Origin of the sequence: Klenkia soli (assembly GCF_900103975.1) — a bacterium.
Classification (GTDB): Bacteria; Actinomycetota; Actinomycetes; order Mycobacteriales; family Geodermatophilaceae; genus Klenkia; species Klenkia soli.
The window spans coordinates 128,098-153,555 of sequence record NZ_FNIR01000003.1 but is presented as its reverse complement, the minus strand read 5'-3'; the positions used below and the strand labels follow the sequence as shown (position 1 = coordinate 153,555).

At 71.6% G+C, this 25,458-nt stretch carries 24 protein-coding genes; 10 read left to right on the top strand and 14 right to left on the bottom strand.

The genetic code is table 11. The features are described 5' to 3' along the window. Nucleotides 1–2 precede the first annotated feature (2 nt). The 5 genes from BLS67_RS05590 to BLS67_RS05570 all read right to left on the bottom strand — a co-directional run bounded on the left by BLS67_RS05590 (nucleotide 3) and on the right by BLS67_RS05570 (nucleotide 4,699). Nucleotides 3–1,412: a ferredoxin reductase family protein gene (locus BLS67_RS05590; protein WP_091241200.1), complete on the bottom strand. Its 1,410-nt coding sequence runs from the start codon at nucleotides 1,410–1,412 to the stop codon at nucleotides 3–5. Nucleotides 1,413–1,487: 75 nt separating this feature from the next. Beyond that, nucleotides 1,488–1,976 carry a hypothetical protein gene (locus BLS67_RS05585; RefSeq protein WP_091241198.1) on the bottom strand — a complete coding sequence of 163 codons (489 nt, stop codon included), beginning with the start codon at nucleotides 1,974–1,976 and terminating at the stop codon, nucleotides 1,488–1,490. A gap of 172 nt (nucleotides 1,977–2,148) precedes the next feature. After that, complete coding sequence (locus BLS67_RS05580; RefSeq protein WP_091241195.1) at nucleotides 2,149–2,838, bottom strand: response regulator; 690 nt, start codon at nucleotides 2,836–2,838, stop codon at nucleotides 2,149–2,151. Beyond that, nucleotides 2,835–4,055: a sensor histidine kinase gene (locus BLS67_RS05575; protein ID WP_131801676.1), complete on the bottom strand. Its 1,221-nt coding sequence runs from the start codon at nucleotides 4,053–4,055 to the stop codon at nucleotides 2,835–2,837. The genes BLS67_RS05580 and BLS67_RS05575 overlap by 4 nt, the downstream gene beginning before the upstream one ends. A gap of 29 nt (nucleotides 4,056–4,084) precedes the next feature. Next, entirely contained in the window at nucleotides 4,085–4,699 is a 615-nt protein-coding gene (locus BLS67_RS05570; RefSeq protein WP_091241188.1) for a DedA family protein, read from the bottom strand. 203 nt (nucleotides 4,700–4,902) lie between these two features. Between BLS67_RS05570 and BLS67_RS23690 the strand changes: the two genes are divergently transcribed. The 5 genes from BLS67_RS23690 (at nucleotide 4,903) to BLS67_RS05550 (ending at nucleotide 9,083) form a co-directional block, all read left to right on the top strand. Further along, nucleotides 4,903–5,064 carry a hypothetical protein gene (locus tag BLS67_RS23690; protein WP_165617487.1) on the top strand — a complete coding sequence of 54 codons (162 nt, stop codon included), beginning with the start codon at nucleotides 4,903–4,905 and terminating at the stop codon, nucleotides 5,062–5,064. Nucleotides 5,065–5,398: 334 nt separating this feature from the next. Beyond that, the gene (locus BLS67_RS05565) at nucleotides 5,399–6,688 is read left to right on the top strand and encodes a ferredoxin reductase family protein (RefSeq protein WP_165617486.1); all 1,290 of its coding nucleotides are present in this window, start codon (nucleotides 5,399–5,401) and stop codon (nucleotides 6,686–6,688) included. Between the two features lie 113 nt (nucleotides 6,689–6,801). Next, nucleotides 6,802–6,984, top strand: a complete 183-nt coding sequence (locus BLS67_RS05560) for a hypothetical protein (protein WP_091241181.1) — start codon at nucleotides 6,802–6,804, stop codon at nucleotides 6,982–6,984. Between the two features lie 8 nt (nucleotides 6,985–6,992). Next, nucleotides 6,993–7,886, top strand: a complete 894-nt coding sequence (locus BLS67_RS05555) for a universal stress protein (protein ID WP_165617485.1) — start codon at nucleotides 6,993–6,995, stop codon at nucleotides 7,884–7,886. Nucleotides 7,887–8,039: 153 nt separating this feature from the next. Then, nucleotides 8,040–9,083 (top strand): LacI family DNA-binding transcriptional regulator, encoded by a 1,044-nt coding sequence (locus BLS67_RS05550; RefSeq protein WP_165617484.1) that lies wholly within the window; start codon nucleotides 8,040–8,042, stop codon nucleotides 9,081–9,083. Nucleotides 9,084–9,098: 15 nt separating this feature from the next. Here BLS67_RS05550 and BLS67_RS05545 read toward each other — a convergent pair whose 3' ends face one another. The 6 genes from BLS67_RS05545 to BLS67_RS05520 form a co-directional block, all read right to left on the bottom strand. Further along, entirely contained in the window at nucleotides 9,099–9,893 is a 795-nt protein-coding gene (locus BLS67_RS05545; RefSeq protein WP_165617483.1) for an SDR family NAD(P)-dependent oxidoreductase, read from the bottom strand. A gap of 1 nt (nucleotide 9,894) precedes the next feature. Further along, on the bottom strand, nucleotides 9,895–10,353 hold the full coding sequence (locus BLS67_RS05540; protein ID WP_091241166.1) for a cupin domain-containing protein: 459 nt from the start codon (nucleotides 10,351–10,353) through the stop codon (nucleotides 9,895–9,897). Nucleotides 10,354–10,382: 29 nt separating this feature from the next. Beyond that, nucleotides 10,383–11,636: an SDR family NAD(P)-dependent oxidoreductase gene (locus BLS67_RS05535; protein ID WP_091241161.1), complete on the bottom strand. Its 1,254-nt coding sequence runs from the start codon at nucleotides 11,634–11,636 to the stop codon at nucleotides 10,383–10,385. Next, a complete protein-coding gene (locus BLS67_RS05530; RefSeq protein WP_091241158.1) occupies nucleotides 11,633–12,904 on the bottom strand; it encodes an ABC transporter permease subunit in 1,272 nt (423 codons plus the stop codon). The genes BLS67_RS05535 and BLS67_RS05530 overlap by 4 nt, the downstream gene beginning before the upstream one ends. Next, nucleotides 12,901–13,707 carry an ATP-binding cassette domain-containing protein gene (locus BLS67_RS05525; protein WP_091241156.1) on the bottom strand — a complete coding sequence of 269 codons (807 nt, stop codon included), beginning with the start codon at nucleotides 13,705–13,707 and terminating at the stop codon, nucleotides 12,901–12,903. Before BLS67_RS05525 ends, BLS67_RS05530 begins: the two co-directional genes overlap by 4 nt. A gap of 101 nt (nucleotides 13,708–13,808) precedes the next feature. Then, nucleotides 13,809–14,795 carry a substrate-binding domain-containing protein gene (locus BLS67_RS05520; protein ID WP_207500330.1) on the bottom strand — a complete coding sequence of 329 codons (987 nt, stop codon included), beginning with the start codon at nucleotides 14,793–14,795 and terminating at the stop codon, nucleotides 13,809–13,811. A gap of 427 nt (nucleotides 14,796–15,222) precedes the next feature. Here BLS67_RS05520 and BLS67_RS05515 point away from each other — a divergent pair, with 427 nt between their 5' ends. The 5 genes from BLS67_RS05515 to BLS67_RS05495 all read left to right on the top strand — a co-directional run bounded on the left by BLS67_RS05515 (nucleotide 15,223) and on the right by BLS67_RS05495 (nucleotide 21,039). Beyond that, nucleotides 15,223–16,302 (top strand): Gfo/Idh/MocA family protein, encoded by a 1,080-nt coding sequence (locus tag BLS67_RS05515; protein WP_091241153.1) that lies wholly within the window; start codon nucleotides 15,223–15,225, stop codon nucleotides 16,300–16,302. Nucleotides 16,303–16,339: 37 nt separating this feature from the next. Continuing rightward, complete coding sequence (locus BLS67_RS05510; RefSeq protein WP_091241150.1) at nucleotides 16,340–17,206, top strand: intradiol ring-cleavage dioxygenase; 867 nt, start codon at nucleotides 16,340–16,342, stop codon at nucleotides 17,204–17,206. Then, nucleotides 17,203–18,255 carry a maleylacetate reductase gene (locus BLS67_RS05505; protein WP_091241146.1) on the top strand — a complete coding sequence of 351 codons (1,053 nt, stop codon included), beginning with the start codon at nucleotides 17,203–17,205 and terminating at the stop codon, nucleotides 18,253–18,255. Before BLS67_RS05510 ends, BLS67_RS05505 begins: the two co-directional genes overlap by 4 nt. 212 nt (nucleotides 18,256–18,467) lie before the next feature. Beyond that, nucleotides 18,468–19,640, top strand: a complete 1,173-nt coding sequence (locus tag BLS67_RS05500) for a DUF3500 domain-containing protein (protein ID WP_207500328.1) — start codon at nucleotides 18,468–18,470, stop codon at nucleotides 19,638–19,640. A 193-nt stretch (nucleotides 19,641–19,833) separates the two neighbouring features. Beyond that, nucleotides 19,834–21,039: a HupE/UreJ family protein gene (locus BLS67_RS05495; protein WP_207500326.1), complete on the top strand. Its 1,206-nt coding sequence runs from the start codon at nucleotides 19,834–19,836 to the stop codon at nucleotides 21,037–21,039. Between the two features lie 222 nt (nucleotides 21,040–21,261). On the opposite strand, the gene BLS67_RS05490 is transcribed toward BLS67_RS05495, so the two are convergent. From BLS67_RS05490 to BLS67_RS05480, 3 genes are all read right to left on the bottom strand, one after another. Continuing rightward, nucleotides 21,262–22,728 carry an ApeA N-terminal domain 1-containing protein gene (locus tag BLS67_RS05490; protein ID WP_242653847.1) on the bottom strand — a complete coding sequence of 489 codons (1,467 nt, stop codon included), beginning with the start codon at nucleotides 22,726–22,728 and terminating at the stop codon, nucleotides 21,262–21,264. 116 nt (nucleotides 22,729–22,844) lie between these two features. Next, the gene (locus BLS67_RS05485; protein WP_091241139.1) at nucleotides 22,845–23,696 is read right to left on the bottom strand and encodes a hypothetical protein; all 852 of its coding nucleotides are present in this window, start codon (nucleotides 23,694–23,696) and stop codon (nucleotides 22,845–22,847) included. Between the two features lie 282 nt (nucleotides 23,697–23,978). Then, nucleotides 23,979–25,355 (bottom strand): tyrosine-type recombinase/integrase, encoded by a 1,377-nt coding sequence (locus BLS67_RS05480; RefSeq protein WP_165617482.1) that lies wholly within the window; start codon nucleotides 25,353–25,355, stop codon nucleotides 23,979–23,981. Between the last annotated feature and the right edge of the window lie 103 nt (nucleotides 25,356–25,458).

The following is a 25,458-nucleotide window of genomic DNA, read 5'->3' as shown; positions in this document are numbered from 1 at the left end:
GGTCACCAACCGAAGCTCTCGACGTGGATGTGGTCGGCCGGGACGCCGGCCGCCGTGGCGGTGCGGACGACGTCCTCGGCCCAGGGGCGGGGACCGCAGACGTAGACGTCGCGGTCGGCGATGTCGGGCACCCACCAGGTCAGCGCGGTGAGGTCGTCGGCGTCGCCGACCCCGTGGCCCAGCCAGGACCCCTGGGCCCGGCGGTGGCCCGGCAGCCAGAACAGCTGCAGGCCGCGGTCGCGGGAGAGCTGCTCGAACTCGCGCTGGAACAGCGGGCGGTCCCGGTAGCGGTGCAGGACGGCGACCTCGCCGGGGGCGTAGGCCATGCCCTCGGCCAGGGCACGCAGCGGGGTGATACCGACACCGGCACCGATGAGGGCGACCCGGCGGCGGGTCCGGGCCCGCTCGGAGAGCCGGCCGTAGGGGCCCTCGACCAGGACCCGGGTGCCCGGCCGCAGGTGGCGCAGGGCGGAGCTGCCGTCGCCGACCTCGGCGACGGTGATCCGCAGACCGCGGCCGTCGGGCGCCGCGGACAGCGAGTAGGGGTGCGCCCGGGTCCAGCCGGCCCCGGCCAGGAACCGGAAGGAGAAGAACTGGCCGGCCTCGGCGTCCACCCACCGCCCGCGGCGGGCGGCCATGGTCACCGACACCACGCCGTCGCCCTCGGCGACGACGGAGGTGACCCGCAGCGCCGAGCGGGTGCTGCGGACCAGCGGCAGGGCCACCCGCCAGACGAGCACCGCGCCGGCGGCCGCGGCCCAGGAGGTCCACCAGAAGACGGTGCGGGCCGGGGAGGCGAGGAAGTCCTGCCCGGTCCACAGCTGGTGCGGCAGGGCCAGTCCGACGCCCAGGTAGGCGTAGAGGTGCAGCAGGTGCCAGGACTCGTAGCGCAACCGGCGCCGGGCCGCCCGCACGCTGGTCACCACCACCATGACCAGGCACAGCGTGCCGGCGGCGGCCAGAAGCATGCCGGGGTAGGTGACGGTGAGGTCCCACAGCTCCCCCGGTGCGGCGCTGAGCTCGCCGGCGGCGTAGCCCCAGGTGATCAGGCCGATGTGGGCGACCATCAGGGTGAAGGAGCTGAACCCCACCAGCCGGTGCAGCGCGGCGAGCCGGTCCTGCCCGAAGGCGCGTTCGAGCACCGGGACCCGGGCCATGAGCAGCAGCTGCACGAGCAGCAGGTCCGAGGCCAGCAGACCGGTCAGCCGGCCGGTCGAGGTCAGCCCGCCGGCCCAGGAGCCCAGCGCCTGGAACCCGCCGCCGGTGGCCCACCAGTAGCTGACCAGCAGCAGCCCGGACCACAGCACGACCAGCGAGCCCAGGCGGACCGCGGCGTCGCGGCGGGCCCGGCCCCCCGGGACGGTCCCCGGTGCGGTGGGGACCGCCGCCGGGCGGGCCGCGACGGCGGTCACCGGGCGCCCCCGCCGGTGCGGGGGTGAGCGCCTGACGGGTGCATCGGTTGCTCCTGCTGCGTAGGGGTGGGTCGGTCAGGTCGTCGGGGACGACGTGGCCGGCGCGCTGGCGGACGGGGACGAGGTGGAGGGGCTGGTGGTCGACGGGCTCGTCGTGGACGAGCTCGTGCTGCCATCCCCGTCCTGGTCCCCGTCCTGGTCGCGGTCACCGCGGCCGCCGTGGTCTCCGTCGTTGGAACCCCCGCGGTCTCCACCGCGGTCGTCGCCCTGGGCGGCGCCGCGGCCGTCGCCGCCACCGGTCCCGTGGCCGATGGCGAAGCCGGCGCCGCCGCCGAGGAGCAGCAGGACGACCGCGGCCAGGGCGGCCAGCAGGCCGCGGCCGCGGCGGGTGGTGGGTCGCCGCGTCAGTGCGCGGCGCAGGCGGTCACGGCGGCCGGTGGCGGGGCCGACGCCGGCGGTCGGTGTGGAGGTCCACTGGCTCTCGGCGCCGGTCGGGGCGTCGACGGGCACGGTGGCGCCGACGGGCGGCTGCTGAGCGGGGACGTCGTCGCGGTCGGTGGGCATGCAGTTCTCCTGGGATCCGGGGGCGGGTACGGCTCAAGCCTCGCCGTCCGACCGCCCGCCGTCGTCGTCCCGGTGCAGGCTCCTGACCTGCTGCCGTCGCAGTAGACGACACCGCACGGAGGCGGTGGCTCCTGCGCCCGCAGGCCCTCGGCCGGCGGCGACCCGCTCTGGGTCAGGGGGCTCCGGTGTCCCCGACGCGCACGAGGCCGCTCTGGTAGGCCAGGACCACCAGCTGGGCGCGGTCCCTTGCGTCGAGCTTGCTCATCGCCCGGTTCAGGTGGGTCTTGACCGTCAGCGGTGACAGGAACTGCTGGGCGGCGATCTCGTCGTTGCTGAGGCCGAGCGCGGCCTGGGCGACCATCTCCCGCTCACGGTCGGTCAGCCCCGCCAGCGACACCGGCACCGCACCCGCCCGGGGTGCCGCGTCCTCGGGGGCGGCGAGGAACCGGGCGATGAGGCTGCGGGTGGCGCGCGGCGACAACAGCGCGTCCCCGCCGGCTACCACCCGGACCGCCTCGAGCAGCTCCTCGGGTTCCACGCTCTTGCCCAGGAACCCGCTGGCGCCGGCGCGCAGGGCGTCCAGCACGATCTCATCGGCTTCGAAGGTGGTCAGCACGACCACGCGGACGTCACCCAGGTCGGGATCGGCGGTGATCTGGCGGGTGGCCGACAGCCCGTCGGTGCCGGGCATCCGGACGTCCATGAGCACGACGTCGGGTCGCAGCGACCGGGCCAGGTCGACCGCGGTGGCGCCGTCCCCGGCCTCCCCGACCACCACGAGGTCCTCGGCGCTGCCGATGAGCGCGGCGAACCCGGACCGGATGAGCACCTGGTCGTCGGCCAGCAGCACCCGGATGGTCACACCGTGCCCCGCGGGATCGTCGCCCGCACCCGCCAGCCACCGGAGCCGTCAGGGCCGGCGTCCAACCGGCCGCCGACGGCGTCGACCCGCTCGCGCATGCCGATCAGGCCGTGCCCGCCGGTCCCCGGGGAAGGGCGGGGGGAGAAGGTGTTCACGACGTCGATGGTGACCTCCCCCGTCCCGTGGTCGACGACCAGGGTGGCGTGGCCGTCGCCGTACTTCACCGCGTTGGTCAGGGCCTCCTGCACGACGCGGTAGGCAGTCAGGTCCGCGACGGGGGGCAGGTCGACCGCCTCGCCAGTGGTCCGCTGGTCCAGGGCGAGCCCGGCCGAACGGATGTCCTCGACCAGGGCCGGGAGGCGGGCGAGCCCGGGCGCGGGGGCTGCGGGTCCGTCGCCGCCATCCGTGCGCAGCAGTCCGACGACGGCGGTCAGCTCGGTCAGCACGCTCTTGCTCGCTTCTCGGACCAGGGTCAGGGCGTGCTCGGCCTGCTGCGGGTCGCGGTGCATGAGGTGCTTGGCGACGCCGGCCTGCACGTTCACCACCGCGATGTGGTGGGCGACGACGTCGTGCAGCTCACGGGCGATCCGCAGCCGCTCGTCGGTCACCCGGCGCTGGGCCTCCTCCTCACGGGTGCTCTCGGCCTGCGCGGCCCGGGCCCGCGCCGCCGCCAGGGCCGACCGCTGCCCGCGCAGCGCCACCCCGGCGGCCGCGGCCGCCCCACCCAGGGCGAGCACCGTCAACGCCGGGGAGTCCCCGCGCTCGTCCAGGAACACCCCCTGCGCGGCGGCCAGGGCCAGGACGTACCCGATGCCGGCGACGACGACGGTGAGCACGGTCGTGCGCAGCGTGGCCAACCAGCCCAGGGTGAACAGCGCGACCAGCAGCGGCGCGGACACCAGCGGGTCGGCGCCGCCCATCAGCACCGCCCCCACCACCGCACCGGCCGACACCACGGCCACCGGGACCGGGTGGGTGCGGCGGGCCAGCAGCACCGCCGAGGCGAGCACCAGCAGCGCCACTGCCCCGGAGGAGAAGGAACTCACTGCTCCCCCAGCGGCGTCCAGGCCGTCCAGGCCTCCCCCGCCACGGCCCCGGTCCCGCCCGTCGGACAACCCGCCCAGGGCCACGGCCAACGCCAACGCGGCCAGGACGGCGTCGGCGACGCGGGGGTGCGCGGCCGCCCAACGGTTCGCCCGGGTCAGCAGGGGCCACATGGTGGACCGTTGTACCGCAGCGGCCGAGCTCACCCGAACACCGCGCGGGCCCGGGTCTGCCGGGCCAGCACGACGACCAGCCCGACCGCCGCGGCCAGCAGTGTCCCCGGGCGGGCATCGGCGACGGCGGACAGCACGGCGTCCCAGTACGTGACGAGGGTCGACCCAGCACCGATCCAGGCCGCGTTCCACACCGCCGACCCGGCAGCGGTCAGCGCCAGGAACCGCGCCGTCGGCATGCCCAGCGACCCCGCGGGCAGGTTGACCAGCACCCGCACCCCGGGCACCAGTCGGCCGAGCAGGACCACCCAGGCGCCCCGCCGGTCGAACCAGGACTCCAGGTGGTCCCAGCGCCGGGCGTCCAGGCCGATCAGCCGTGACAGCTGCTGCACCCGGGTGCGGCCCCCTGCCCGGCCGGCCAGGAACATTGCCCAGGCCCCCAGCGTCGAGCCCAGCGTGGCGGCGAGCACGGCGCCCGGGTAGGACAGCTGCCCCGCCGCCACCTGGCTGCCGACCAGGGGCAGCACGACCTCCGAGGGGATGGGGAGCACCGCCTCCACAGCCATCACGGCGGCCAGCCCGGCGTCACCCGCAGCGTCCACGAGCGCGGTCGCGGCTTCGGCGACGGTGCTCAGCGCGCTCATCGGTGGTCTCCTGCCGGGGTCCAGGTCATGCCGATGAGCCTGCTCGGATCCGCAGTCCTTGTCGTCGTCCCACCGCAGGCACACCGCCTACCGCGGCGGCAGTAGGTTCTCCCGGGCCGCGGCGGACTACCGCGTCGGCAGCAGGTCGACGAGCCTGCCGCTGGACGACGCGCGAGGACCCGCCACCGGGCACCGTCGTCGTCATGAACTCGACCGCCGCCGGACGGCGTGCCCCACTGGCGCCCGCCCTCCCGACGTCCTCGGCGTGGCTAGCCGGGCTGGCCGGGCACCTCCTGGTGCAGCTGCGCGCGCCCCGCCACGGTCGCCGGGCCGAGGCCCCCGGGCCGGAGCGGGCGTCGGCATGACCGCCCATCACGCGGTTGCCCGGCCGCTGACCTGGGTCACCGGGGTGCTGCTGACCTCCGCTACGGCGCTGGGTCTGTGGTTCGGCATCGGCGCACCCGACGTCTCCCCCGTCGCCGCTCCGGCCGTCCAGACCGATCAGGCGGACCAGGCGGGCCAGGCGGGCCAGGCGGGCCAGGCACCCGACCAGCGAGCCACCGGCGGCGATGCCCCACGCGGGGCCGGACCGCAGGGTGGCGCTGGCCAGGGTGGCCGCGGGGGTGGTCGTCGATGACAACCGGCCTGGCGCCGGGGACGGCCCGCCAGCCGGGGACTGCACCGCAGCGTCGGCGAACGGTGGTCGACCGCGCCACTGCGCTCACCATCGCGGGCACCGGCGCGCTGACGGTCGCCACCTGGCCCGTCGCCCTGGCCACCCTGGGCCCCGAGGTGTCCGGGCTGGGGCTCGTCGCCCACGTCAGCGGGATGCTCGCCGGGTTCGGGGTCCTGGTCCTGTTGCTGCTGATGGCCCGCACCCCCGCCCTGGAGCTGGGGGTCGGCGCCGACGTGCTGGCCCGGTGGCACGCCGTCCTCGGGCGTGTCGTCATCGTCCTCGTCGGCGTGCACGGGGTCGCCGCCACCGCCGCGTGGGCCCAGGCCACCGGGAGCGGACCACTCTCGGCCGTGGGGACGGTCCTGGCCATGCCGTGGCTGCCCGCGGCCACGGTGGGCACCGTCCTGATGGTCGTCGCGGGCGTCGCGTCGGCACGCGCTGCGCGGCGACGGATCCGCCACGAGACCTGGCACGCCCTGCACCTGCTGATGTACGTGGCCGTGGCGCTGTCCTTCGGGCACATGCTCGCCGGGCCCGACCTGGCCGGCTACCCGGTGCTGCAGGTCGGCTGGGCGTTGGCCTACACGCACGTCTTCGCCCTCGTGCTGCGCTACCGGGTCATCTCCCCGATCCAGCAGGCCACCCGGCACCGCCTGCGCGTGGCCGAGGTACGCCCCGAGGGCCCGGGGGTGGTCAGCATCCACGTCACCGGCCGGCACCTGCACGAACTGGCGGCCGAGTCCGGGCAGTTCTTCCGCTGGCGGTTCCTCACCCGCGACCACTGGCGCAACGCGCACCCGTTCTCGCTGTCCGCACCGCCCACCGCCACCTCCCTGCGGCTCACGGTCAAGGCACTCGGCGACGGCACCCACCAGCTGCAGCACCTGCCGGTCGGGACCCGCATCGCGGCAGAGGGGCCCTACGGTGCGGTCACCGCCGCACGCCGAACGCACCGCAACGTGCTGCTGATCGCCGGCGGTGTCGGCATCACCCCGATGCGGGCCCTGTTCGAGTCGCTGCCCGTCGCCCCGGGTGAGGACCTGCTGCTGCTGTACCGGGCCCGCGACATGGCCGGGGTGCTCTTCGCCGAGGAGCTCCAGGCCATCGCCGCCCGCCGAGGGGTGCGGCTTGGCTACGTCCTCACCGGCGACCCGTGGCTCAGCGATCCCCGCGCGCTGCTGCACGCCGTGCCCGACCTCGCCCACCGTGACGTGTACATGTGCGGCTCGCCGAGCTTCACCGCTGCCGTCCGTGCCTGCCTGCGGGACGCCGGCCTGCCGCTCGGGCAGCTCCACGAGGAACGGTTCGCCTGATGACCGGCATGCTGGCAGGACCGAGGCCGTCGGCGGGCCCGGTCGTACGCACCGACGCACGGGGCACGGTTCCCCCCCGCGGTGCCCGCACATCCACCACGGGCGGGACCACCGTGCCCACCCACGGATCGGTGCTCGGCGACTGGGGCTGGCGCCTGCTGGCCGGAGCGCTCGGGCCGGCCCTCCACCGCAACCCCGACGTCGCCATGGCGCTGTTCCACACCCTCGACGAGCTCCTCGACGCCTGCCACCGGTGGGCGCGGACCGACCCCACCACGGGCCAGGCGTCGTCATGACATGGCCCGTGCCCCACGACGACGACGGACACCCCGGTGCGCCGAGAGCCGTCGTCGGCCTGGCCGCCGAGGGACGTGACGACCAGGGGACCTCGCTGCGGTGGGCCGTCGCCTGGGCCGTCCAGCACGGCGCCCGCCTCGACGTGCTCGTCAGCCACTCTGCCGACCCAGCTGGCTCGAGGTCGGCGGCGGCCGCACGCCTGCTGCTCGGGAGGGTGCTGGCCGAGGCCCCCGGCGGGTCCGACGTCCCGGTGGTGGTCCACCTGACCACCGGGGCCCCGGGACCCGCGCTCGTGCACCTCGCCAGCACGGCCGACCTGCTCGTCGTCGGTGGGGACCGACGACCTCGACCCGGTCGACGGCGCCTGCTGCCCCTGGTGACCCACTGCCTCAGCCACGCCGTCTGCCCCGTTCTGGTGGTGCCGGGTGCCAGCGCTGTTCCGTCGGCGGCGTGGACGGTCGTCGTCGGCATCGACGGGTCGGCACGGTCCCGGTCAGCCCTGCGGAGGGCGCGGTGGGAGGCGTCCGACGGTCAGGTGCGGGCCGTGACCGTCGTCGACACCAGGAGCGGCTGGCCCCCGGTGCAGAGCTGGGCCCGACCCGGGGCCCGGGCCCGCCGCGACGCAGAGGACCTGCGGTACGTCCCGGCCGGGGCCGGACCCCGTCGGACCCCGGTGGAGCACAGCATCGTCGCCGGACGACCAGCAGACGTGCTGGCCGGCCAGGACGCCGACCTCCTCGTGGTCGGGGCCCCAGCTCTGCGGTCGGTCCGCTGGTTCCTGACCTCCACGGCGAACCGGTGCCTGGGCCGCCGTCCTCGACCGGTCCTGGTCGTCCCGTTCGACGACCGCGTCGGTGACGCCCGGTTGTCCCCTGGTGGTGGCCACGCCCCGAGCTCCTGAGCAGAGGAGCAGGCAGAAGAGGACGCCCGACCCCGTGCTCAAGAGCCTCGGCCAGTGCTCGGTCGGTGTCTACGATCTGCAGGGCGGGCCGTCGGCTCGACCGCGCGGTCGGGAGACGGCCGGGTCGTGGGGACGCGCGAACGGAGGAGAGCATTGACCGTCTCGCAGCCCCACCGCAGCACCCTCACCGACGTCGCGAAGCTGGCCGGGGTGCACGTCGGCACAGCCTCCAGGGCGCTGGACCCCGCGAACGAGAACCGGGTGAACGCGGTCACCCGCGAGCGGGTTCGCGCCGCCGCCGACACCCTGGGCTACCGCGTCAACGCTGTCGCTCGAGGTCTGCGGAAGGGCGCCAGCGGACTCCTGGGGGTGGTGGTGGCCGATGTCGCCAACCCGTTCCTGCCTCCCCTCCTGCGGGGGATCGAGGAGGGGGTGCGCGCGGAGGGGATGTCCCTGTTGATCGCCGAGACCCACGACGAGCCCGGGTCCCTGGAAGGCATCCTGGACAACCTGGTCAGCCGCCGCGTCGATGCGATCGTGGTGAGTGCCGGTCGGGCCGCGGATGCCTCGGTGGTGCGGGACTTCTCCGCGATCGTGCCTGTGGTGCTCGCGGTGCGCAGTCTGGGCGACGGCCTCGTGCTGCCCGCGGTGGTCCACGACGACGCGATGGGCGCCCACCTGGCCGTCGACCACCTGCACGCCCTCGGGCACCGGCTGGTGGCCGAGTTGCCGGGGCCGGCCGACATCTCGTCCTTCGCCGGACGCACTCAGGGGTTCCGGGATGCTGTGCGCAGGAACGGCATGCAGGACGTCTCCGACCGGTCCGCGATCGCGGGCGTGCCCACGGTCGACGAAGGCCACCGACTGGCATCGGCGCTGCTCGACGGGCCGGTGGGGCGACGGCCCACGGCGGTGTTCGCCCACAACGACCTCATGGCTGTCGGGTGCCTGGAGGCCATGCGTGAACGGGGCCTCGACTGCCCCCGTGACCTGTCCGTGGTCGGCTACAACGACGCACCGCTCTCCGCGCACCTCCGCCCGGCCCTGACCACGGTCCGGTTGCCGAGCCGGGAGCTCGGCCTGCACGCGGCGGCCCTGGCCCTGGCCGTCCTCGAGGAGGGCGCACCGGATGGCGAGCCGGTCCTGCTCCCGCCCGAGCTCGTCGTCAGGGACTCGACGGCACCGGTCAAGCACTGATTGCCCGAGCCGGCCTCACATCGAGCGAACGGTGCCGCCGTCCACGCCGAGCGACGCACCTGTCGTGAAGGAGCTCACCGGCGATGCCAGGAACGTCACCGCCGCGGCGACCTCGGCCGGGGTGCCCAGCCGGCCCATCGGGATCCCCCGTTCGCTGACGAACGCCCGGACCGCGTCCTCGCCGGACAGCCCGTGGGTGGCCGTCAGCGTGTCGACGAAGCCCCCGGGCCGGGACCACATCGGCGTCCAGACCGGACCGGGGCAGACCTCGTTCACCCGGATCTGCGGTGCGTAGCTGCGCGCCATGGCCGTGGTGAAGTTCGACAGCGCCGCCTTGCTCGCTGCGTAGTGCACGAACAGGTCCTCGGGCTGGCGGGCCAGGTCGGAGGAGATGGTGACCACCGAACCGCCACCCGTGGCGGCCCGCATGCCCGGGAGAAGCTCGCGGCAGGTGCGGACGACGGCGAAGAAGTTGAGCTCGAAGGTGGCGACGAACTCCTCGTCGTCGATCTCCTCGAAGGGGGCCATGTGACCCACCCCGGCGTTGTTGACCAGGATGTCGGGGGCACCCTGGAAGTGGGCGGTCCCGGCCGCAGCGGCGTTACGGCACCCCTCGGCGCTGGACAGGTCGGCCTCGTGCACCTGGACTGAGCCGGAGCCCTCGCTGTCGATGGCAGCGAGGGCTCCGGCGTCGACGTCCACCGCGAACACGTGGACGCCTTCAGCAGCGAGCGAGCGGACGACGGCCGATCCGATGCCGCCGGCTGCGCCGGTGACGTAGGCGGTACGTCCGCTCAGCTGCAGGTCCACATCACGGCACCCTACTGGCCTCCGAGGGCTGCGAGACCTGGGACGTCGAGGGGGTGGGAGGCGGCGGCGGCCAGTCGTCGAAGTGCACCGGGGTGTGGGCCGGCTGCCCCTTCTCCGCGAAGCTGACCGCGAAGGCCAGGCATCGAACACCGCTGTGGTGAGCGAAGATCGAGTGGGGCACGTTCGGCGGGGTGTGCACCAGGTCGCCGGGGGTGACGACGTAGACGTCGGTGCCCACCCGCATGGTGCCCCGACCCGAGAGCACGTAGTAGAACTCGTGCGAGTCGTGGAAGTGGGGCTCGATCGCCTTGAGCGGGTCCACGGTGAACTCGTTGACGAACTGCAGGTGCGAACCCTGGGTGGCCTCGCGCATCGACTCCATGGGGAGCATGAAGTAGCTGGCCACGGTGTCGTCGTGCTCGAGGACGGCGGGGACGTCGGCGGTGATGATGTGCTGCACGGTTGCTCCTCGGTGGATGGTCGGGGTGGTCAGGTGAGGACGGCGCCGCCGGTGGACGCCAGCACCACACCGCTGGCGTCCAGGTCGACCAGGTAGCGGGCAGCAGCACCGATCTGGCCGGTGGTGCCGACGCGGCCCAGCGGGATCCCGGCGAGCCGCTGCGCCATGTACTCGTCCGCGGTGACGCCGGCGGCGTCGGCCATGGCCGCGAAGGCCTCCCGCATGAGGGGGGTGTCCACTGGACCCGGGCACAGCGAGTGCACCCGGACGCCGCTGCCCGTGGTCTGTGCGGCAAGGGCGCGGACCAGCCCGACGACGGCGAACTTGGCTGCGCAGTAGGGCCCGTTGCCCGGCTCCGCGCCGAGGCCGGCCTGACTGGACAGCACGACGACCGAGCCGGGCCCGCCCAGGGTCAGCAGTCCGTCCAGACCGGTGACGAGGTTCCACACGCCGGTGCCGTTGACCGTCAGCGAACGATCGCGGATCGCCCGGTCCATGTGCGCCAGGGACCCCGACCCCCCGACGCCGTGGTGCACGACGAGCGCCGAGATCCCGCCGGTCAGCTCGGCGTGGCCGGCCAGCGCGGCGACGGACTCCGGCGAGACGACGTCGCAGGCGATCGCGGGTGCACCGAGGGCCTCGGCGACGGCGTCCAGCGCCGGGCCGGGTCGGTCGGTGAGGACGACAGATCGCCCCGCCGCGACGAAGGCCTCGGCAGCTGCCCTGCCGAGTCCACCGGCTGCTCCGGTGACGAGCACGGGCTGCGCCTCGGCGGGCGACGGCTTCGGCTGCGTCCCGTTCGCGAGGTCGAACGTGGCGCCGGTGACCGAACCGGCCGCCTCGTCGTCGGAGAGGTAGTCGACGGTGCGGGCGATGTCGCGCTCGGTGGTCGTCCCGCTCACCAGGACGGTGTTGACCCGGATGTCGTGCGTTGCGTACTCGAGGGCCGCCGTCCCGACCGTGCCGCGGACGGCCGCGACGAGGGACACCGCCAGGGGTTCGGTGAGGTCGCCGTGCCGGACGAGCACGGTGATCGAGCCCGGCTGGGCGGACCGTCCTCGCCGGGCCAACTGGTCCAGCAGGTCCCGGGAGGGCTGCTCGACCTGGTCGACCCAGGAGTCGGCCTGCAACCCGGCGTCCGGGCCGGTGTCGAGGACCAGGACCCACGCTCCGTCACGGAGATCGGCCACCGCCTCGGCGATCTGGCCCGCCCAGGCGGTGCTCGCCTGCCCGACGGCGGTCACGCAGCCGGCGGTCTCGTCGAGGTCGAGGGCACTGCTCATCGTCCAACACTCCCGGAAAGTCGCTCGACGCTGCGGTCGACGGTGACGGCCAGCACCAGCAGGGCGCCGGTGACCAGCAGCTGGACGTCGGTGGAGACGCCCAGCAGGTTGAGCCCGTTGCCCACGGTGGCGATGATGAGCGCACCCAGCAGGGCCGAGGACGCCCGCCCCCTGCCACCGAACAGCGACACTCCCCCGATGACCGCGGCGGCGATGGCGTTGAGCAGCAGAGCGCCGCCGCCGATGCCGCCACCGGAGGACACCGACACCCCGAGCAGGCGGGACGCGGCGATGATGCCGGCCAGGGCGGCGAGGCCCCCGGCCAGGGCGAAGGCCGCGATCTTGACCCGGTTGACCTTGATGCCCGAGCGGAGGGCCGCTTCGGCGTTCCCGCCGACGGCGTACAGCGACAGCCCGAACCGGGTCTCGGTCAGGATGTAGCTGGTGATGGCCAGCAGCACGCCGAAGATGACGACCGGCGTGGGGATGCCTGCGTTGGCGTCCAGCACGGATACGACGAGCACGCCTGCCACGGCCGTGACGGCAACGGGCAGGACGACGTTCTTCACCACGGAGGAGTCGATGCCGTGCGACGCCTTCCGCTGGTGATGGGTCAGCTTGAGCCCGGCCACGACCACGACGGCGAGGACCACGAGCAGCCAGCTGGCCGCGCCGGTGACGTAGGACCCGGCGATGTCCTCGATGCCTGTCCCGAGCAGGTTGTAGCGCCCGGTGCGCGGGAGCAGCTGCAGCTGGACGCCGTTGAGGATCAGCCCCAGGCCCAGGGTGACGACGAACGTCGGCACCAGGAAGCGGGTGGCCCAGGAACCGGTGAAGGCACCGATCACCGCGCCGAGGACGACGGCGACCACGACGGCGAGCACGCTGCTCATGCCCGCTTCGGCCATCAGCTTGGCCATCAGCACCGAGCAGACCCCGCTGATGGCGGCTACCGACAGGTCGATCTCGCCGAGCAGCAGCACGAAGACCAGGCCCAGGGCGATGATCCCGGTGACGACGGCCTGCACGAGCAGGTTGGACAGGTTCCTGCTGGAGAGGAAGAAGGGGCTCTGCAGCGAGAAGATCAGGACCAGGACTGTCAGCCCGGCGACAACGGGCAGGGCCCGCAGGTCGCCGGCCAGGAGTTCGGCCAACCTCCTGCGCGGCGTGAGCCGCGGCGACGGCGTCGCCGCCGGATCGGCCGGCGGGTCCGGCGTGGTGGCGACGGCGGTGGCCGTCGGGGACTGCGTGCTGTGGTGGGTGCTCATCGCGCCGAGTTCACTCCCTTGTTGCCGCCGACCATGGCGTTGACGACCTGTTCTCCGGTGACGTCCGCGGACCGGAACTCCGCGGCCACCCGACCCAGCCGCATGACCACGATGCGGTCGGTGGCCTCGACGACGAACTGGTGGATGTCGTGCGAGATGACCAGCACCCCCAGGCCGTCGTCGGCCAGCTGGCGGATGAGCTTGCCGACCTGCTCGGCGGCGGTGTGGCTGAGGGCAGCCGTGGGTTCGTCGAACAGCACGACCTCGGGCGTCCAGAGGATGGACCGGGCGATCGCGATGTTCTGGCGCTGTCCGCCGGACATGGCCCCGACCGGCCTGGTCAAGGAGATGCTGTCCAGTCGCAGCTTGCGCAGGACCTCCCGAGCACGGGACTCGGACTCGGCCCGCTTGATGCGCGAGCCCAGGAACCTGGGGCCGGTGAGTTCGCGGCCCAGGAACAGGTTCTGGACGGCGTCCAGGTTGTCGCACAGCGCAAGGTCCTGGTAGACGGTCTGGATACCCAGCTTCTTGGCGGCGTTCGGGCCGTCCATCTCGACGCGGGAGCCCTTGAACCGGATCTCCCCGCCGTCGGGGCGGAGGATCCCCGACATCGTCTTGACCAGGGTCGACTTGCCGGCTCCGTTGTCGCCGACCAGTCCGACCACTTCGCCGGGGTGGATCGCGAGGTCGACGTCGGCCAGGGCGTGGACGCCTCCGAAGGTCTTGCTGATGCCACGGAGCTCGAGGATCGGTCCTGCGCCGGTCGGGCCGGCGGAGGCGTGATCCGCCTGTGCGGTGGTCATGGTTCCTCTTCCTGGGTGGGTCGCCGCCGGACGGGGTCCGGAACCGGCGAGGGGTGAGCTCGCTGCGGGCGGGGGCCGGGTGCGGCCCCCGCCCGACCGCGTCAGAGGTTGGCCGCGCAGAGGTCGGTCGACTCGATGCCCTGGCAGATCTCGTCCCAGGTCCAGGTGTCGGCGTCCACGACGTCCTGGATGTTGTCGATCGTCACGTTCTCCACCGACAGGAAGGCGGCGGGGACCTCCATGGCTCCGTTGTCGACGGTGCCGTTGATGAGGTCGGCCGGGACCTCGTCGCCGGCGACCAGGGCTGCCACGATCTGGGCAGCGGCGTCGGCCTCCTGGCTGAGGTCCTTGAAGACCGTGTTGTCCTGGTAGCCCTGGATGATGTACTGCAGCGCTTCGACGTTGGCGTCCTGGCCGCCGGTCACCGGGACCACGCCCTGCAGGTTCTGCGTGGTGAGGGCCGCGATGGCCGCACCGGCCAGACCGTCGTTCATGCTGACGACCAGGTCGATGTCGTTGTCGTTGGAGGTCAGGCAGTCCTCCATGAACGACTGCCCCTCGACCGGGTCCCAGTTGGTGATGTTCTGGTCGCAGACCACCTCGACCCGGCCGCTGTCGATCAGCGGCTGCAGGGCTTCGTCCTGGCCGAGCTGGTACTGCTCGGTGCCGTACTCACCGGGGTTGCCCTTGATCCTGGCCACCTTGACGACACCGTCGGGCATGGCGGAGATCAGCTCGGCGGCGCGGTCCCCCTGCTCCTTGCCGACCTCCCGTGAGTCGAAGACGACCTGTGCGGCCGCGGTGCCGTCCTTCGCGTCGTGGTCGTAGAGGACCACCGGGACCTGGGCCTGCTCCGCCAGCGCGAGCGAACCGGAGGCGAGGTTCGCGTCGGCCGACACGAGCACGATCGCCGAGGCGCCCTGGGTGATGGCGTCGTTGACCTGGTCCTGCTGCTTGTCCGGGTCGCCTTCGGCATTGCGCACGATCACCTCGGTGCCGGGCGAGTACTGCTCCATGAACTGCTGGAACAGCGGGGCATCCCGCTCCTCGAAGCGGGTCGTCTGGGTGTTCGGCAGCAGCAGGAACACCGGCCCGGAGGCTGACCCATCGCCCCCCTCACCGCTCCCCCCACTGCTCCCGCAGCCGGTGAGGGTGAGGGCCGCGGCCACCAGGACCACCGAGCTCTTCTTCGCGATCGTCAACGTGGACTCCTATGTCCGTGCTCCGCGGCTGGCGCCGGCAGGGTGGGCTGGACGGCCCCCCGGTCATCCCGGGCGGGCCTGGCAAAGGTTTGCAGTGGGCATGCTCACAATCGTTTGCCACCGCTGTCAAGGACCGCGCACAGCTTTTCTCGACGCTCGACGACGGCCGACAGCAAACGTTTGCCAAAACTCGAGATCGCGTCGTACGGTCCGTCCCGACTCGGCGGCATCAGTCAGCCGGGGCGGGATCCCGACCCGGGATCCGTGCCGGTGCGCACGGCTTGCCCGACCGCCCGAGAAAAGAGGTTTCGCGATGTCCAACGCCGTTGTGGTCGGTCTGCTCGGCATCACCCACCCGCACGCGTCCTCCCGGGTCCGTGCCCTGCGCGAGATCGACGGGGTGGAGGTCCGCTGCGCGGCCGACACCGACGACCGGCTCACCTACTTCACCGACAAGTACGACCTGGCCCCGACCACGATCGAGGACCTGCTCGGCGACGACGGGATCGACGCGGTGCTGGTCCACTCCAAGAGCGTCGACATGGTTCCGCACGCCGAGCGAGCTCTGGCTGCCGGCAAGGCGGTGCTGGTGGAGAAGCCCGGGGGTGGCCGGCTGGCCGACCTGGAGAAGCTGGCCCGGTTGAGCGCAGCCAGCGACCGGGTCGTGCAGGTCGGCTACAACGTGCAGCTCGCGGGGACGGTGATCGAGGCTCGACAGCTGATCGAGGCCGGGGTGATCGGCGAGGTCGTGTCCGTCTCCGCTCGCGGCGCTGCCCTCGTCGGTGAGCACCTCACCGCTCACCTGAACCAGCCGGCCGACATGGGTGGTGCCCTCTGGATCATCGGCTGCCACGTGCTCGACGCACTGGTGTCCATGTTCGGTGCGCCGGAGAGCGTCAACGCCCGGGTCCGCAAGTCGAGCAAGCTGTCCGACGCCACGAGCCGCGAGGACTCCGCGGCGGTGCTGCTCAACTACCCCGACGTCTCGATGACGTTCAGCTTCGACACCCACGACCACCTGGAGTGGTTCGAGAGCTCCCGCATCTCGGTCTACGGCACCAACGGCATGCTCGAGATCGGCATCCTCCCGCAGCGGTTGCGCGTCTACGTCGACGAGCCGCGTCCCGGCTACCGGCACGGCTGGACCGAGTGGACCGAGAGCCACTTCACCCCGCCGTTCGCGCGGACCGAGGCCAACAAGTTCTCCGAACTGCCCGAGCTGGAGAACATCTCGAACTTCCGACCCGAGATGCAGGGCTTCGTCGAGGCCATCCGAGCCGGCTCGGCGCCGGTCTCACCGGTGTCCGAGGCACTGGCCGTGGCTCGCCTCATCGATGCCTGTTACCGCTCCGAGCAGGCGGGCGGCGCGTGCGTCGAGCTGCCCCGCAGCTGACTCTGACCCCCTGACCCCACGAGGCCGAGGAGGCCCCATGTCCCAGCTGTTCTCCGAGGAGTACTCGGCCGAGGTCGTCGCCGAGAGCTTCGCCGGAACCTCTGACCCGCGGTTGCGGCAGGTGCTCACCTCGTTGGTGAGGCACCTGCACGACTTCGTCAAGGACGTCGAGCTCACCGAGGCCGAGTGGGAGACCGCGATCGGGTTCCTCACTGACACCGGCCAGACCTGCACTCCGACCCGGCAGGAGTTCATCCTGCTCTCCGACGTCCTGGGCGTCTCGATGCTGGTCGAGACCATCAACCACCGCACCGGCGGCACCGCGACCGAGTCCACCGTGCTGGGCCCCTTCCACATGGTCGCCTCCCCGGTCCGGCAGCTCGGGGACGACATCGCCCTGGACGGCAAGGGCACCCCCTGCCTGGTGTCGGGCCAGGTCACCGGCCCCGACGGCGCACCCCTGGCCGGGGCGACGGTCGACGTCTGGCAGACCAACGAGGACGGCTTCTACGACGTCCAGCAGCCCGACCTGCAGCCGCAGGGCAACCTGCGCGGGATCTTCACCACCGACGCCGACGGCCGGTTCTGGTTCCGGTCGGTGGTCCCCCGCTACTACCCGATCCCGGACGACGGCCCGGTCGGGAAGCTGCTGGCCGCCACCGGCCGTCACCCCAACCGGCCCGCCCACCTGCACTTCATCGCCGCCGCCGACGGCTACCGCACCGTCACCACGCACGTCTTCGTCGCCGACTCCCCCTACCTGGACTCCGACGCCGTCTTCGGGGTCAAGGACTCCCTGGTGCGCGACACCCCCGAGGTCGACGACGCGGCCCGGGCGGCCGAGGTCGGGTTGGCCAACCCTTTCCGCACCCTCGCCTTCGACCTCTCGCTGCTGCCGGCATGAGGGCCTTCACCTACGCCGCCCTGCCCATGCGGGTCGTGTTCGGCCCCGGGTCGCTGGCCCGGCTGCCCGAGGAGGTCGCCGCCCTCGGGCTGACCAGGGTGCTGGTGCTGTGCTCCCCCGAGCAGGAGGCCACCGGGCACCAGGTCGCCGCGGCGTTGGGTGACCGGTCCGCCGGGGTGCTGGCCGAGGCCCGGATGCACGTCCCCGTCGAGGTGGCCCACCGGGCGCAGGCCCTGGCCGCCGAGCTGGGGGCCGACGGCTGCGTCGCGGTCGGCGGCGGGTCGGCCGTGGGGCTGGGCAAGGCCATCGCGCTCGAGCACGGCCTGCCGGTTATCGCGGTGCCCACCACCTACGCAGGCTCGGAGATGACCCCGGTCTGGGGGCTGACCGCCGACGGCGTGAAGAAGACCGGCCGCGACCCCCGCGTGCTGCCGGTGTCGGTCGTGTACGACCCCGAGCTGACCCTGACCCTGCCGGTGCCGATGACCGTGACGTCCGGGTTCAACGCGGTCGCCCACGCCGTCGAGGGCCTGTACGCCCCCGACGCCACCCCGGTCGTGTCGCTGATGGCCGCCGAGGGAGCCCGTGCACTGCTCGGTGCCCTCCCCCGGATCGTGGCCGACCCGGTCGACCTCGACGCCCGCGGCGACGCGCAGTACGGCGCCTGGCTGTGCGGGGCGGTCCTGGGTGCCACCACGATGTCGCTGCACCACAAGCTCTGCCACGCCCTCGGCGGCACCCTCGACCTGCCGCACGCGCCCACGCACACCGTCGTGCTCCCGCACGCCCTCGCGTACAACACCCCCGCTGCCCCCGACGCGGTCACCGCACTCGGCCTGGGACCCGCCCCAGCCCGCGCCCTGTGGGACCTGGCCGGCGACCTCGGCGCACCGCGCTCGCTCGCTGACCTCGGGATGATCGAGGCCGACATCGACCGGATCGCCGACCTCGTCGTCGGAAATCCTTACGCCAACCCCCGCCCGGTGACCCGTGAGGGGGTCCGAAGGCTGATCGGCGCGGCGTGGTCGGGCGACAGCCCCACCAGTTGACCCGCTGTTGCAGGGCAACGCATCCGGTCGTGCCGGCTCGTGGATCCACCCACGTGAGGCCGCCGGGCTCGTGGCCCTCCAGTGGCGTCTCCGCGGTCTACTGCGGGCGCGGTACGTGGTGCTCAGACAACCTGCATCGGGACGACGACAGGCGGTGACGGCCTGGACATCCTGGAGCGACCAGTCCACCCGTTGATGAGGTCGCCCCGCACATGCGCAAGTACACACTGATCGCCGGCGGTGCCCTCGTGGCAACCGCGATGACCGTCACGGCCTGCTCCAGTGACTCGACGTCCTCGACCAGCACGGCCAGTGCCAGCGCGTCAGAAGGTTTCGGGGGCCCGGGGGGCGGTGGACCCGGCGGGGGCGGCGGAGGGGTCGGCCAGACCTTCACCGCCGTCGACCTCGACACCGACGGCGTCAGCGCAGGCAGCGCCAACACCGCGGCGGTCGTCCCGGTCGTGGAGGCCTTCCTGGCCACGCTGGACGCCGACACCGCCGACACCGTCTCCTACGACTTCGACGACACGCAGGCCCGGACGACGTGGTCCAACTTCCCGCAGACGGCCGTACCGCGCGAAGGCGTCGTCCTCGGGGACCTCACCGAGGAGCAGCAGCAGGCCGCGCTGGCCATCCTGACCACCGCACTGAGCACCGCAGGAGCCACCCAGGACCAGGACATCCAGACCGCCGACGACTACCTCAACAGCCTCGGCGGGCAAGGCGCCGACGGGTTCGGATCCTTGGTCGACTACTCGATCGCCATCTACGGCACCCCCTCCACGACCGAGCCGTTCACCGTCCAGTTCGGCGGCCACCACCTGGCGCGGAACCTGACCTACAACGGGGACTCGGTCAGCCAGACCCCGCAGTTCGTGGGCACCGAGCCGACGACGTTCACCGCGGACGGAACCGAGTACGAGCCACTCGAAGCCGAGTCGACCGCGTTCTTCTCGTTGTTCGACGGCCTCACCGACGACCAGCGAACAGCGGCGGAGATCACATCGGGCACGTTCGACGACCTGGTCATGGGCCCGGGCATGGACAACGGCCAGTTCCCCGAGACCGAGGGGCTGGCCGTCTCCGAGCTGGACGCCGACCAGCAGCAGGAGGTCCTTGCCGTGCTGCAGGCCTACGTCGGTGACCTGAGCACCGAGGCGGCCCAGGCGACCATGGCGCAGTACACCGCCGAGCTGGACCAGACAACGATCGGCTGGTCGAACAACACCGGGCCGACCGACGAGAACAGCTACCTGCGCATCGACGGGCCGAGCGTCTGGATCGAGTTCATCAACACCCGCAGCCAGTCGACCCCCGACATCCACTACCACTCGGTCTACCGCGACAAGAACAACGACTACGGCAGCTCGAACATCGCGGGCTGAGACGATGCGGACAGCGACACCCACCGCCCTTGGGGGCCGACGGCCAGTTCGCTCCCCCCGTCGCCGGCGACGCGCCCTCGTGGTGGCAGCCTGCGGTGTCCTGTTCGCGCTCCTGGGGGTGGGCGGGGCCGGCCAGGCCTCTGCCCACCCCTTGAGCACCACCGCGGTCCTGCTCGACGTCGGGTCCGGGTCAGTGACCGGGGAGCTGCAGCTGCCCGTGGACCGGCTGGCACTGGCGTTGAGCGATCCCACCTTGACCTCGCAGGCAGCGATCGTCCCCGCAGAGCTCGCCGACCTGCGCGCGTACGTCTCCCGGCACACGGCCGCCGTGGGGGCCGACGGGGAAGCCTGGTCGAGCGAGATCTCCGGCGGCGTCATCGAATCCATCGACGGCGTCGACCACCTGGTCCTGCAGCTCACGCTCACCCCGTCGACCGGCCGGACCGCTGACTTCACCTTCAGCTACGACGCCGTCGTCGAGCACCTGCTGTCGCACCAGATCCTGGTGTCAGCGCGCACGGAAGGCGCCGCCGACTACACCACGGTGGGCCTGATCACCTGGCAGAACCACGAGCTCCCCATCGACGGGTTCGCTCCCGGGAGCACGGCCGGCTCGGGCGCGACGGGCGTCGGTGCGGGCTTCAGCACCGCCGTGCATCTGGGGATCGAGCACATCTCCGGGGGTGCGGACCATCTGCTGTTCCTGCTCACCCTGCTCCTGCCCGCGCCGTTGGCAGCAGCGCGTGGGCGGTGGGTGCGGCGGACGGGCCTGACCCGGAGCTGCGTGCGGGTCGTGCACGTCGTCTCGGCCTTCGCCGTAGGGCACTCGATCACCCTCGCGTTGGCAGCGCTCGGCTACGTGCACATCAACAGCCCTCTGGTGGAGAGCTTGATCGCGCTCAGCATCCTGGCCTCGGCCGTGCACGCCATCAAGCCACTGGTCCCTGGAGGTGAAACGGTCATCGCCGCCGGCTTCGGACTGGTGCACGGCCTCGCCTTCGCCGCGGTCATCCAGGACCTGGGCCTGGCACGATCGGCCCTGGTGGTGCAGTTGCTGGGATTCAACCTGGGCATCGAGATCACCCAGTTGATCGTGGTGGCCCTGATCATTCCTTCGCTGCTCGTGCTGAGTCGGACTCGCCTCTACCCCGGCGTGCGGGTGGCCGGAGCAGGGATCGCAGCCGTCCTGGCCGCGCTGTGGCTCGCCGAGCGAACCGGGCTCCTGCCGGACAACCCGCTGGACACCCTCGCCGAGGCGGCCGTCGGTCACGGCTTGCTGCTGGCTGCCGGATTGGCGGTGGTGTCTGTCGCCGCCTTCTCCGTGAGGAACTGGCGAGCGGTGGACGCCGCCCCCATCGCCACCGCGCGACGCACCCGCGCCGTCGTCGGTGCCCGCTGACCGCGCGCTGTCGCCGTCCCGGACAATCGGGCCTCTCGCCCGTCTCGACCTCGAATGCACCAGCTCTCCTCGTGGCCAACTGCGAGTCCCGAGAACTCGAAGATCGGGAGAGACGCGCCACGCTCGGTCCCGTTGAACACCATCACGGCACGATGAGGCTTGACAGAGGCGACCAACCAGGAGAAGGCCGAAGCGGCGTCTGACGGTGCTGGAGTTGGTCCGTCACGCATCCTCATCCGACCGCCCGGCATACACCCCCGGCAACCAGGCCGACGCCCTGCGTAGGAAGAACTGGTAGTCCTGCCGGCCGCTCACTCGCCGCATGATCGTCTCCATCGAGACGCCAGCCTGGGCGAGGAGAACGATGGTGAGCATCCACCGCAGTGAGTCACGGAGAACGATGCTGTGCTCGACGTCGGTCTCCCGTCTCGGGTCAAGCATGTGGGCGAAGCCATTGCGTGCCTCTGCGACATACCTGGTCCAAAGACTCGTGACACCGGTGATGTCGGCAGCTGCGTTCCCCAATCGGTCGGCCAGGAGCGCGAGCCGTTGCCGGAACGTCGGATCTGCAAGTTGTCCGAGGCGGTTAGCGACCATCTGACGGGAATCTGGGGGGACGGCCGCCAGACATGCGCTTCGAATCTGCCGCGCCTGCTCATCGGTCATGACCCGCTCGTCTGGCTCAAGCCGTCGGTGGAGGCCTTCGGCAGCGGCTGCCAGCTCGAGGACCTGGCTTTCCACCACCTGGTCTCGTTCACGGGCGACGTGACCGGCGACGAGTTGCGGGACCGGGCTGAGCCTGTCGACCTGGTCGAGCCACGTGGCCACGTCGCTGAGGGACAGGGCGGGTGCGGTGAGGACCATGTCGCGTCCGCTGCGCAGTTCGTCCGGTGAGTTGTCGATCCCTGGGTGCAGCACCCGTAGCCACCTGCCGCCCTCGACCTGTACGTGCATGGTGGTGACCGGACAGTCGTCGCCAGACGCGATGGTGAGCAATGACCTGACTGGGTCGAGCACTCTCGCCCATAGCTGGTCAACCGAGAGCCCGTCTGCAGAGCTCTCCCACATGAGGAATGCGCGTTGGATGAATCGCACTTCCACCACGCTCGGTGGCGGAAGTCTGAATGTCGCATCGAGAGTCAGGCTGCCTGGCGTAGTGATGGTCGCCGCGGTCTGGGGTTCAGCTCCGGCGTAGTTCATCTGGGCGTGACTGCCGTGCTCGGCGAACCGGACGCTCAAGCCCTCCCTGAGCTGAGCCCAGGCGTCCAGATGCTTGAGACGGAACTGCACCCGCTTGAAGCGAGCGTGTGGGCCATCGAGGTGGTCACCCAAGACGGCATACCGAGCGATGAGCCGCTCACTGCCCCGGTCGGCCAGCACGTTCAACGTCATGTTGCGGCCGGTGTTCTCAGCGTCGACCAGTGTGACTCGGCCCTCAGTGCCGCGGAGGAAGCCATGGACGGTGAAGGTCGCTGGCTGAACGTCATCATCAGCGCTGTCCGCGGTGATCATCCAGGAGCCGTTTGGTTGTTGGGTGGCCTCCGTTCGTCGGTACGGAGAGGTGAGAGCCTCAGCGAGGTCCGCGGTCGGCCATCGCGTGGAAGCATCCAACCAGCCACCGGCCGTGACCTCCGGCGCGTCCGCAAGCCAGAAGCGTCCAGACCACCTCGAAGTGTCTCCGTCAGTCACACCTCATCCTGGCGCAACCTGCAGCGGCCTGGGTGGCCATCAGGACGGCGACCCGGCATGGACCTGCCTCCACGTGAACGAGCAACGACTGCCTTCGCAGCAGAACCGGGTGCTGGTCACAGGACAGGAGGGAGGTCTGGGAACGGCCACGGGACCGCGATGGTCGAAGCCAGCGCTATCCACCACGCACCCCGCCCGTCGTCCTGGTTGATGACCCCTAGCAGCGCCGCCGACCCGCGCGGATGTTCGTGGGTGCGCATGATCGGCATCGACCGCACGAACTCACTGGAGACGATGTGCCGGCGCGAGGGCGCATTCCGTGCGGCCATGAGCTCTCGTCTCACGGCTTCGGCCACAGGTGTCTGCGGGATGGTCGTGAGATCCAGGGAGGCGGCGAGGTATGCCTGCTTCAACGCCGCGAGCTTGTACAGGTGGGGCGCTGGAGGCGTGATGAGCAGCGAGAACCCCGACCCCTGGAGCATAGGTTCGGCTTCAGGGTGCAGCGGTCCGTCGACCAGCAGAACGAACTCCCCGGTGGGGGTCTGCCTGTGCAGGATTCGCGGAAGCCGGCGAGCGCCGACGATGCCCTCAGCGGTGACTGAGGTCAGACGGAGGGCGTCATCGCGCCAGTCGATCAGCTCGGCCTCGATGCGACCGAAGCCGTGGTTGCACCGCGCGCACGTCCGGGTCATCGGAACACCGCCGAGCCCGGCCGGTGGGAGGTGTTCGAGGGTGTCAGGGCCGGGCGAGAGGCAGATCGGGCAGACGTCGAAGTCGCATGGCTTGATCTCTCGAACAGGAAAGAACTCGTGGTTGGACGACCCCTCATGGGGTGCATGAACAACCTCAAGAGCTTCACCGTCAGGGCCCAGCGCGGTGAGCCGGCGGGCCGGGATGTCGCTTCGACGCCTGCGTGCCGCGGCCTCGCCGTCGTCGTCGTCGTCGTCGGTGATGGTGCCCTGCCACACGCCGATGAGTCTGGCAGCGAGCAGTCATCAAGTGAGTGACAGAGCTCAACGATCCGGCACCGTGTCCGACCGGGGAGTTACGTTCCGACAATGACGTCGACACCGCGCACACCGCGCTCCTCCCCAGCAGGGACGGCAGCAGGTGGGCCGGTTCCCACTCCAGGAGGACAAAGTCCCCCCTCGGACACCACATCGCCCCGGTATTCCTGCAGGTCAGGAGGCCGGGCGTAGTCGTTCTACCCCCAATTGACGGGCCGTGATACTCCGCTGATACTTCGGCCCTCATTCGGGGTCGTCGAGCAGCGCAGCGAACCGGTCCGCGGCCTGCCGGCCCATGCCTGGGTGCACGTGCTGGTACACGCCGAGGGTGATCGTGGCGTTGGCGTGCCCGAGCCGCTCCGACACGACCTTGACGGGTTCACCGTCGGCCAGCAGGAGAGTCGCGTGGGTGTGCCGAAGGTCGTGCAACCGGATCCTGGGGAGCTTGTCCTCGCCGAAGGCGCGGCGCGCGCGGGTGACATGGCTGTTGAAGCGTCGCGAGAACCGCTCGGGGTGCCGGTATGAGCCGTCGAGGCCACCCAGCACCAGCGCGCTGTCCCGCACGAGCTCCGATGAGATGCTCGACCGGCGAGCCTTGTACAAGCGCAGCTTCTGGACTGTCCCGGCGTCCAGCTCGACGACGCGCGACTGGCCCGTCTTGGTGGGGCCTTCTACGAGCTCCTCTCCCCTGTCCTTCGTCCGGACCAACCCCACGCTGCGACGGACCGCCACGCGCATGACGTCGAGGTCGACGTCCCTCCATCGGAGTGCGAGTGCTTCACCGCGACGCATCCCGGTGAAGCCGAGGACCCGCCATGCCATCGCTGCCTCGGAGTCGAACGACTCGCTCCACGTCAGGAACCGCGCCAGCTCGACGGCCGTCCACGCAAGCATCTCCGGTGGCCGAGCCTGGGAGGGTGTGGGCGGGCTACAGCGGTCTGTCGGGTTGACGGCGAGGTGCCCGTGCTTGACGGCGTCGCTGAGGGCGGAACGCAGGATGGTGAAGATGTAACGGACCGTCCGTGCGGACAGCCCGCCCTTGCCGTCCGCCCGGCCGGACAATTCGAGCTTGCGCATCCACGTGTCGATCGACATAGCGGTCAAGCGGTCGAGAGGGGTCCGGCCGATGTACTTGTCGACGTGGAGTCGGATGTTCTTCTCGTAGCTCGACTCCGTCGAGGGCGCCAACCGCTGAGCGCCAATCCACTCGTCCAGGTAGGAGGTCAACGTCTCCTTCGAGAGGTCGACCCATTCCCCCGTTTCCACCTTCCGTACCTCGGTCCGAAGTGCATTGGCCGCCTCACGCCGGGTGGCGAACCCGCGCTTTAGCACGACCTTCGTCGAACCATCTGGTCGGACGGCGTTGTACTTGATGAGGAATTTCGTGCCGGTCGACGTCCGGTACTCGCTGATCCCGCCTTCCCCTGCCTGCCGTCGTTTCGTCCTCGCCACCGTTTTCCTCCTCTGCTTCCCTTCCTCCGGCAGACCGTCGTCCGCTGCACGCCCATGCAATGTGCGGGAGCCCGCCAGCAGGTTCTGGGGCTCGAAGTTGTGGACAACGGGCGCTATCCACAGGAAGAGGTGGCGGCAGAGGTGCGTGCGTGTCAGGAACCGGCGCACCTCTGAATGCGAGCTCGGCACGCGCCCGGGGCAGCCGTCATCAGTGCGGCACCGGTGACACCTTCATCAGCAACTAGCTCAGTCGCCTCGAAGCTTGTGGATC

What these genes read in the sequence shown, in the direction of transcription:
- BLS67_RS05585 (WP_091241198.1), bottom strand. Translation starts at nt 1,976, where the DNA reads ATGCCCACCGACCGCGACGACGTCCCCGCTCAGCAGCCGCCCGTCGGC.
- BLS67_RS05575 (WP_131801676.1), bottom strand. Translation starts at nt 4,055, where the DNA reads ATGTGGCCCCTGCTGACCCGGGCGAACCGTTGGGCGGCCGCGCACCCC.
- BLS67_RS05570 (WP_091241188.1), bottom strand. Translation starts at nt 4,699, where the DNA reads ATGAGCGCGCTGAGCACCGTCGCCGAAGCCGCGACCGCGCTCGTGGAC.
- BLS67_RS23690 (WP_165617487.1), top strand. Translation starts at nt 4,903, where the DNA reads ATGAACTCGACCGCCGCCGGACGGCGTGCCCCACTGGCGCCCGCCCTC.
- BLS67_RS05535 (WP_091241161.1), bottom strand. Translation starts at nt 11,636, where the DNA reads ATGAGCAGTGCCCTCGACCTCGACGAGACCGCCGGCTGCGTGACCGCC.
- BLS67_RS05530 (WP_091241158.1), bottom strand. Translation starts at nt 12,904, where the DNA reads ATGAGCACCCACCACAGCACGCAGTCCCCGACGGCCACCGCCGTCGCC.
- BLS67_RS05525 (WP_091241156.1), bottom strand. Translation starts at nt 13,707, where the DNA reads ATGACCACCGCACAGGCGGATCACGCCTCCGCCGGCCCGACCGGCGCA.
- BLS67_RS05515 (WP_091241153.1), top strand. Translation starts at nt 15,223, where the DNA reads ATGTCCAACGCCGTTGTGGTCGGTCTGCTCGGCATCACCCACCCGCAC.
- BLS67_RS05510 (WP_091241150.1), top strand. Translation starts at nt 16,340, where the DNA reads ATGTCCCAGCTGTTCTCCGAGGAGTACTCGGCCGAGGTCGTCGCCGAG.
- BLS67_RS05505 (WP_091241146.1), top strand. Translation starts at nt 17,203, where the DNA reads ATGAGGGCCTTCACCTACGCCGCCCTGCCCATGCGGGTCGTGTTCGGC.
- BLS67_RS05500 (WP_207500328.1), top strand. Translation starts at nt 18,468, where the DNA reads ATGCGCAAGTACACACTGATCGCCGGCGGTGCCCTCGTGGCAACCGCG.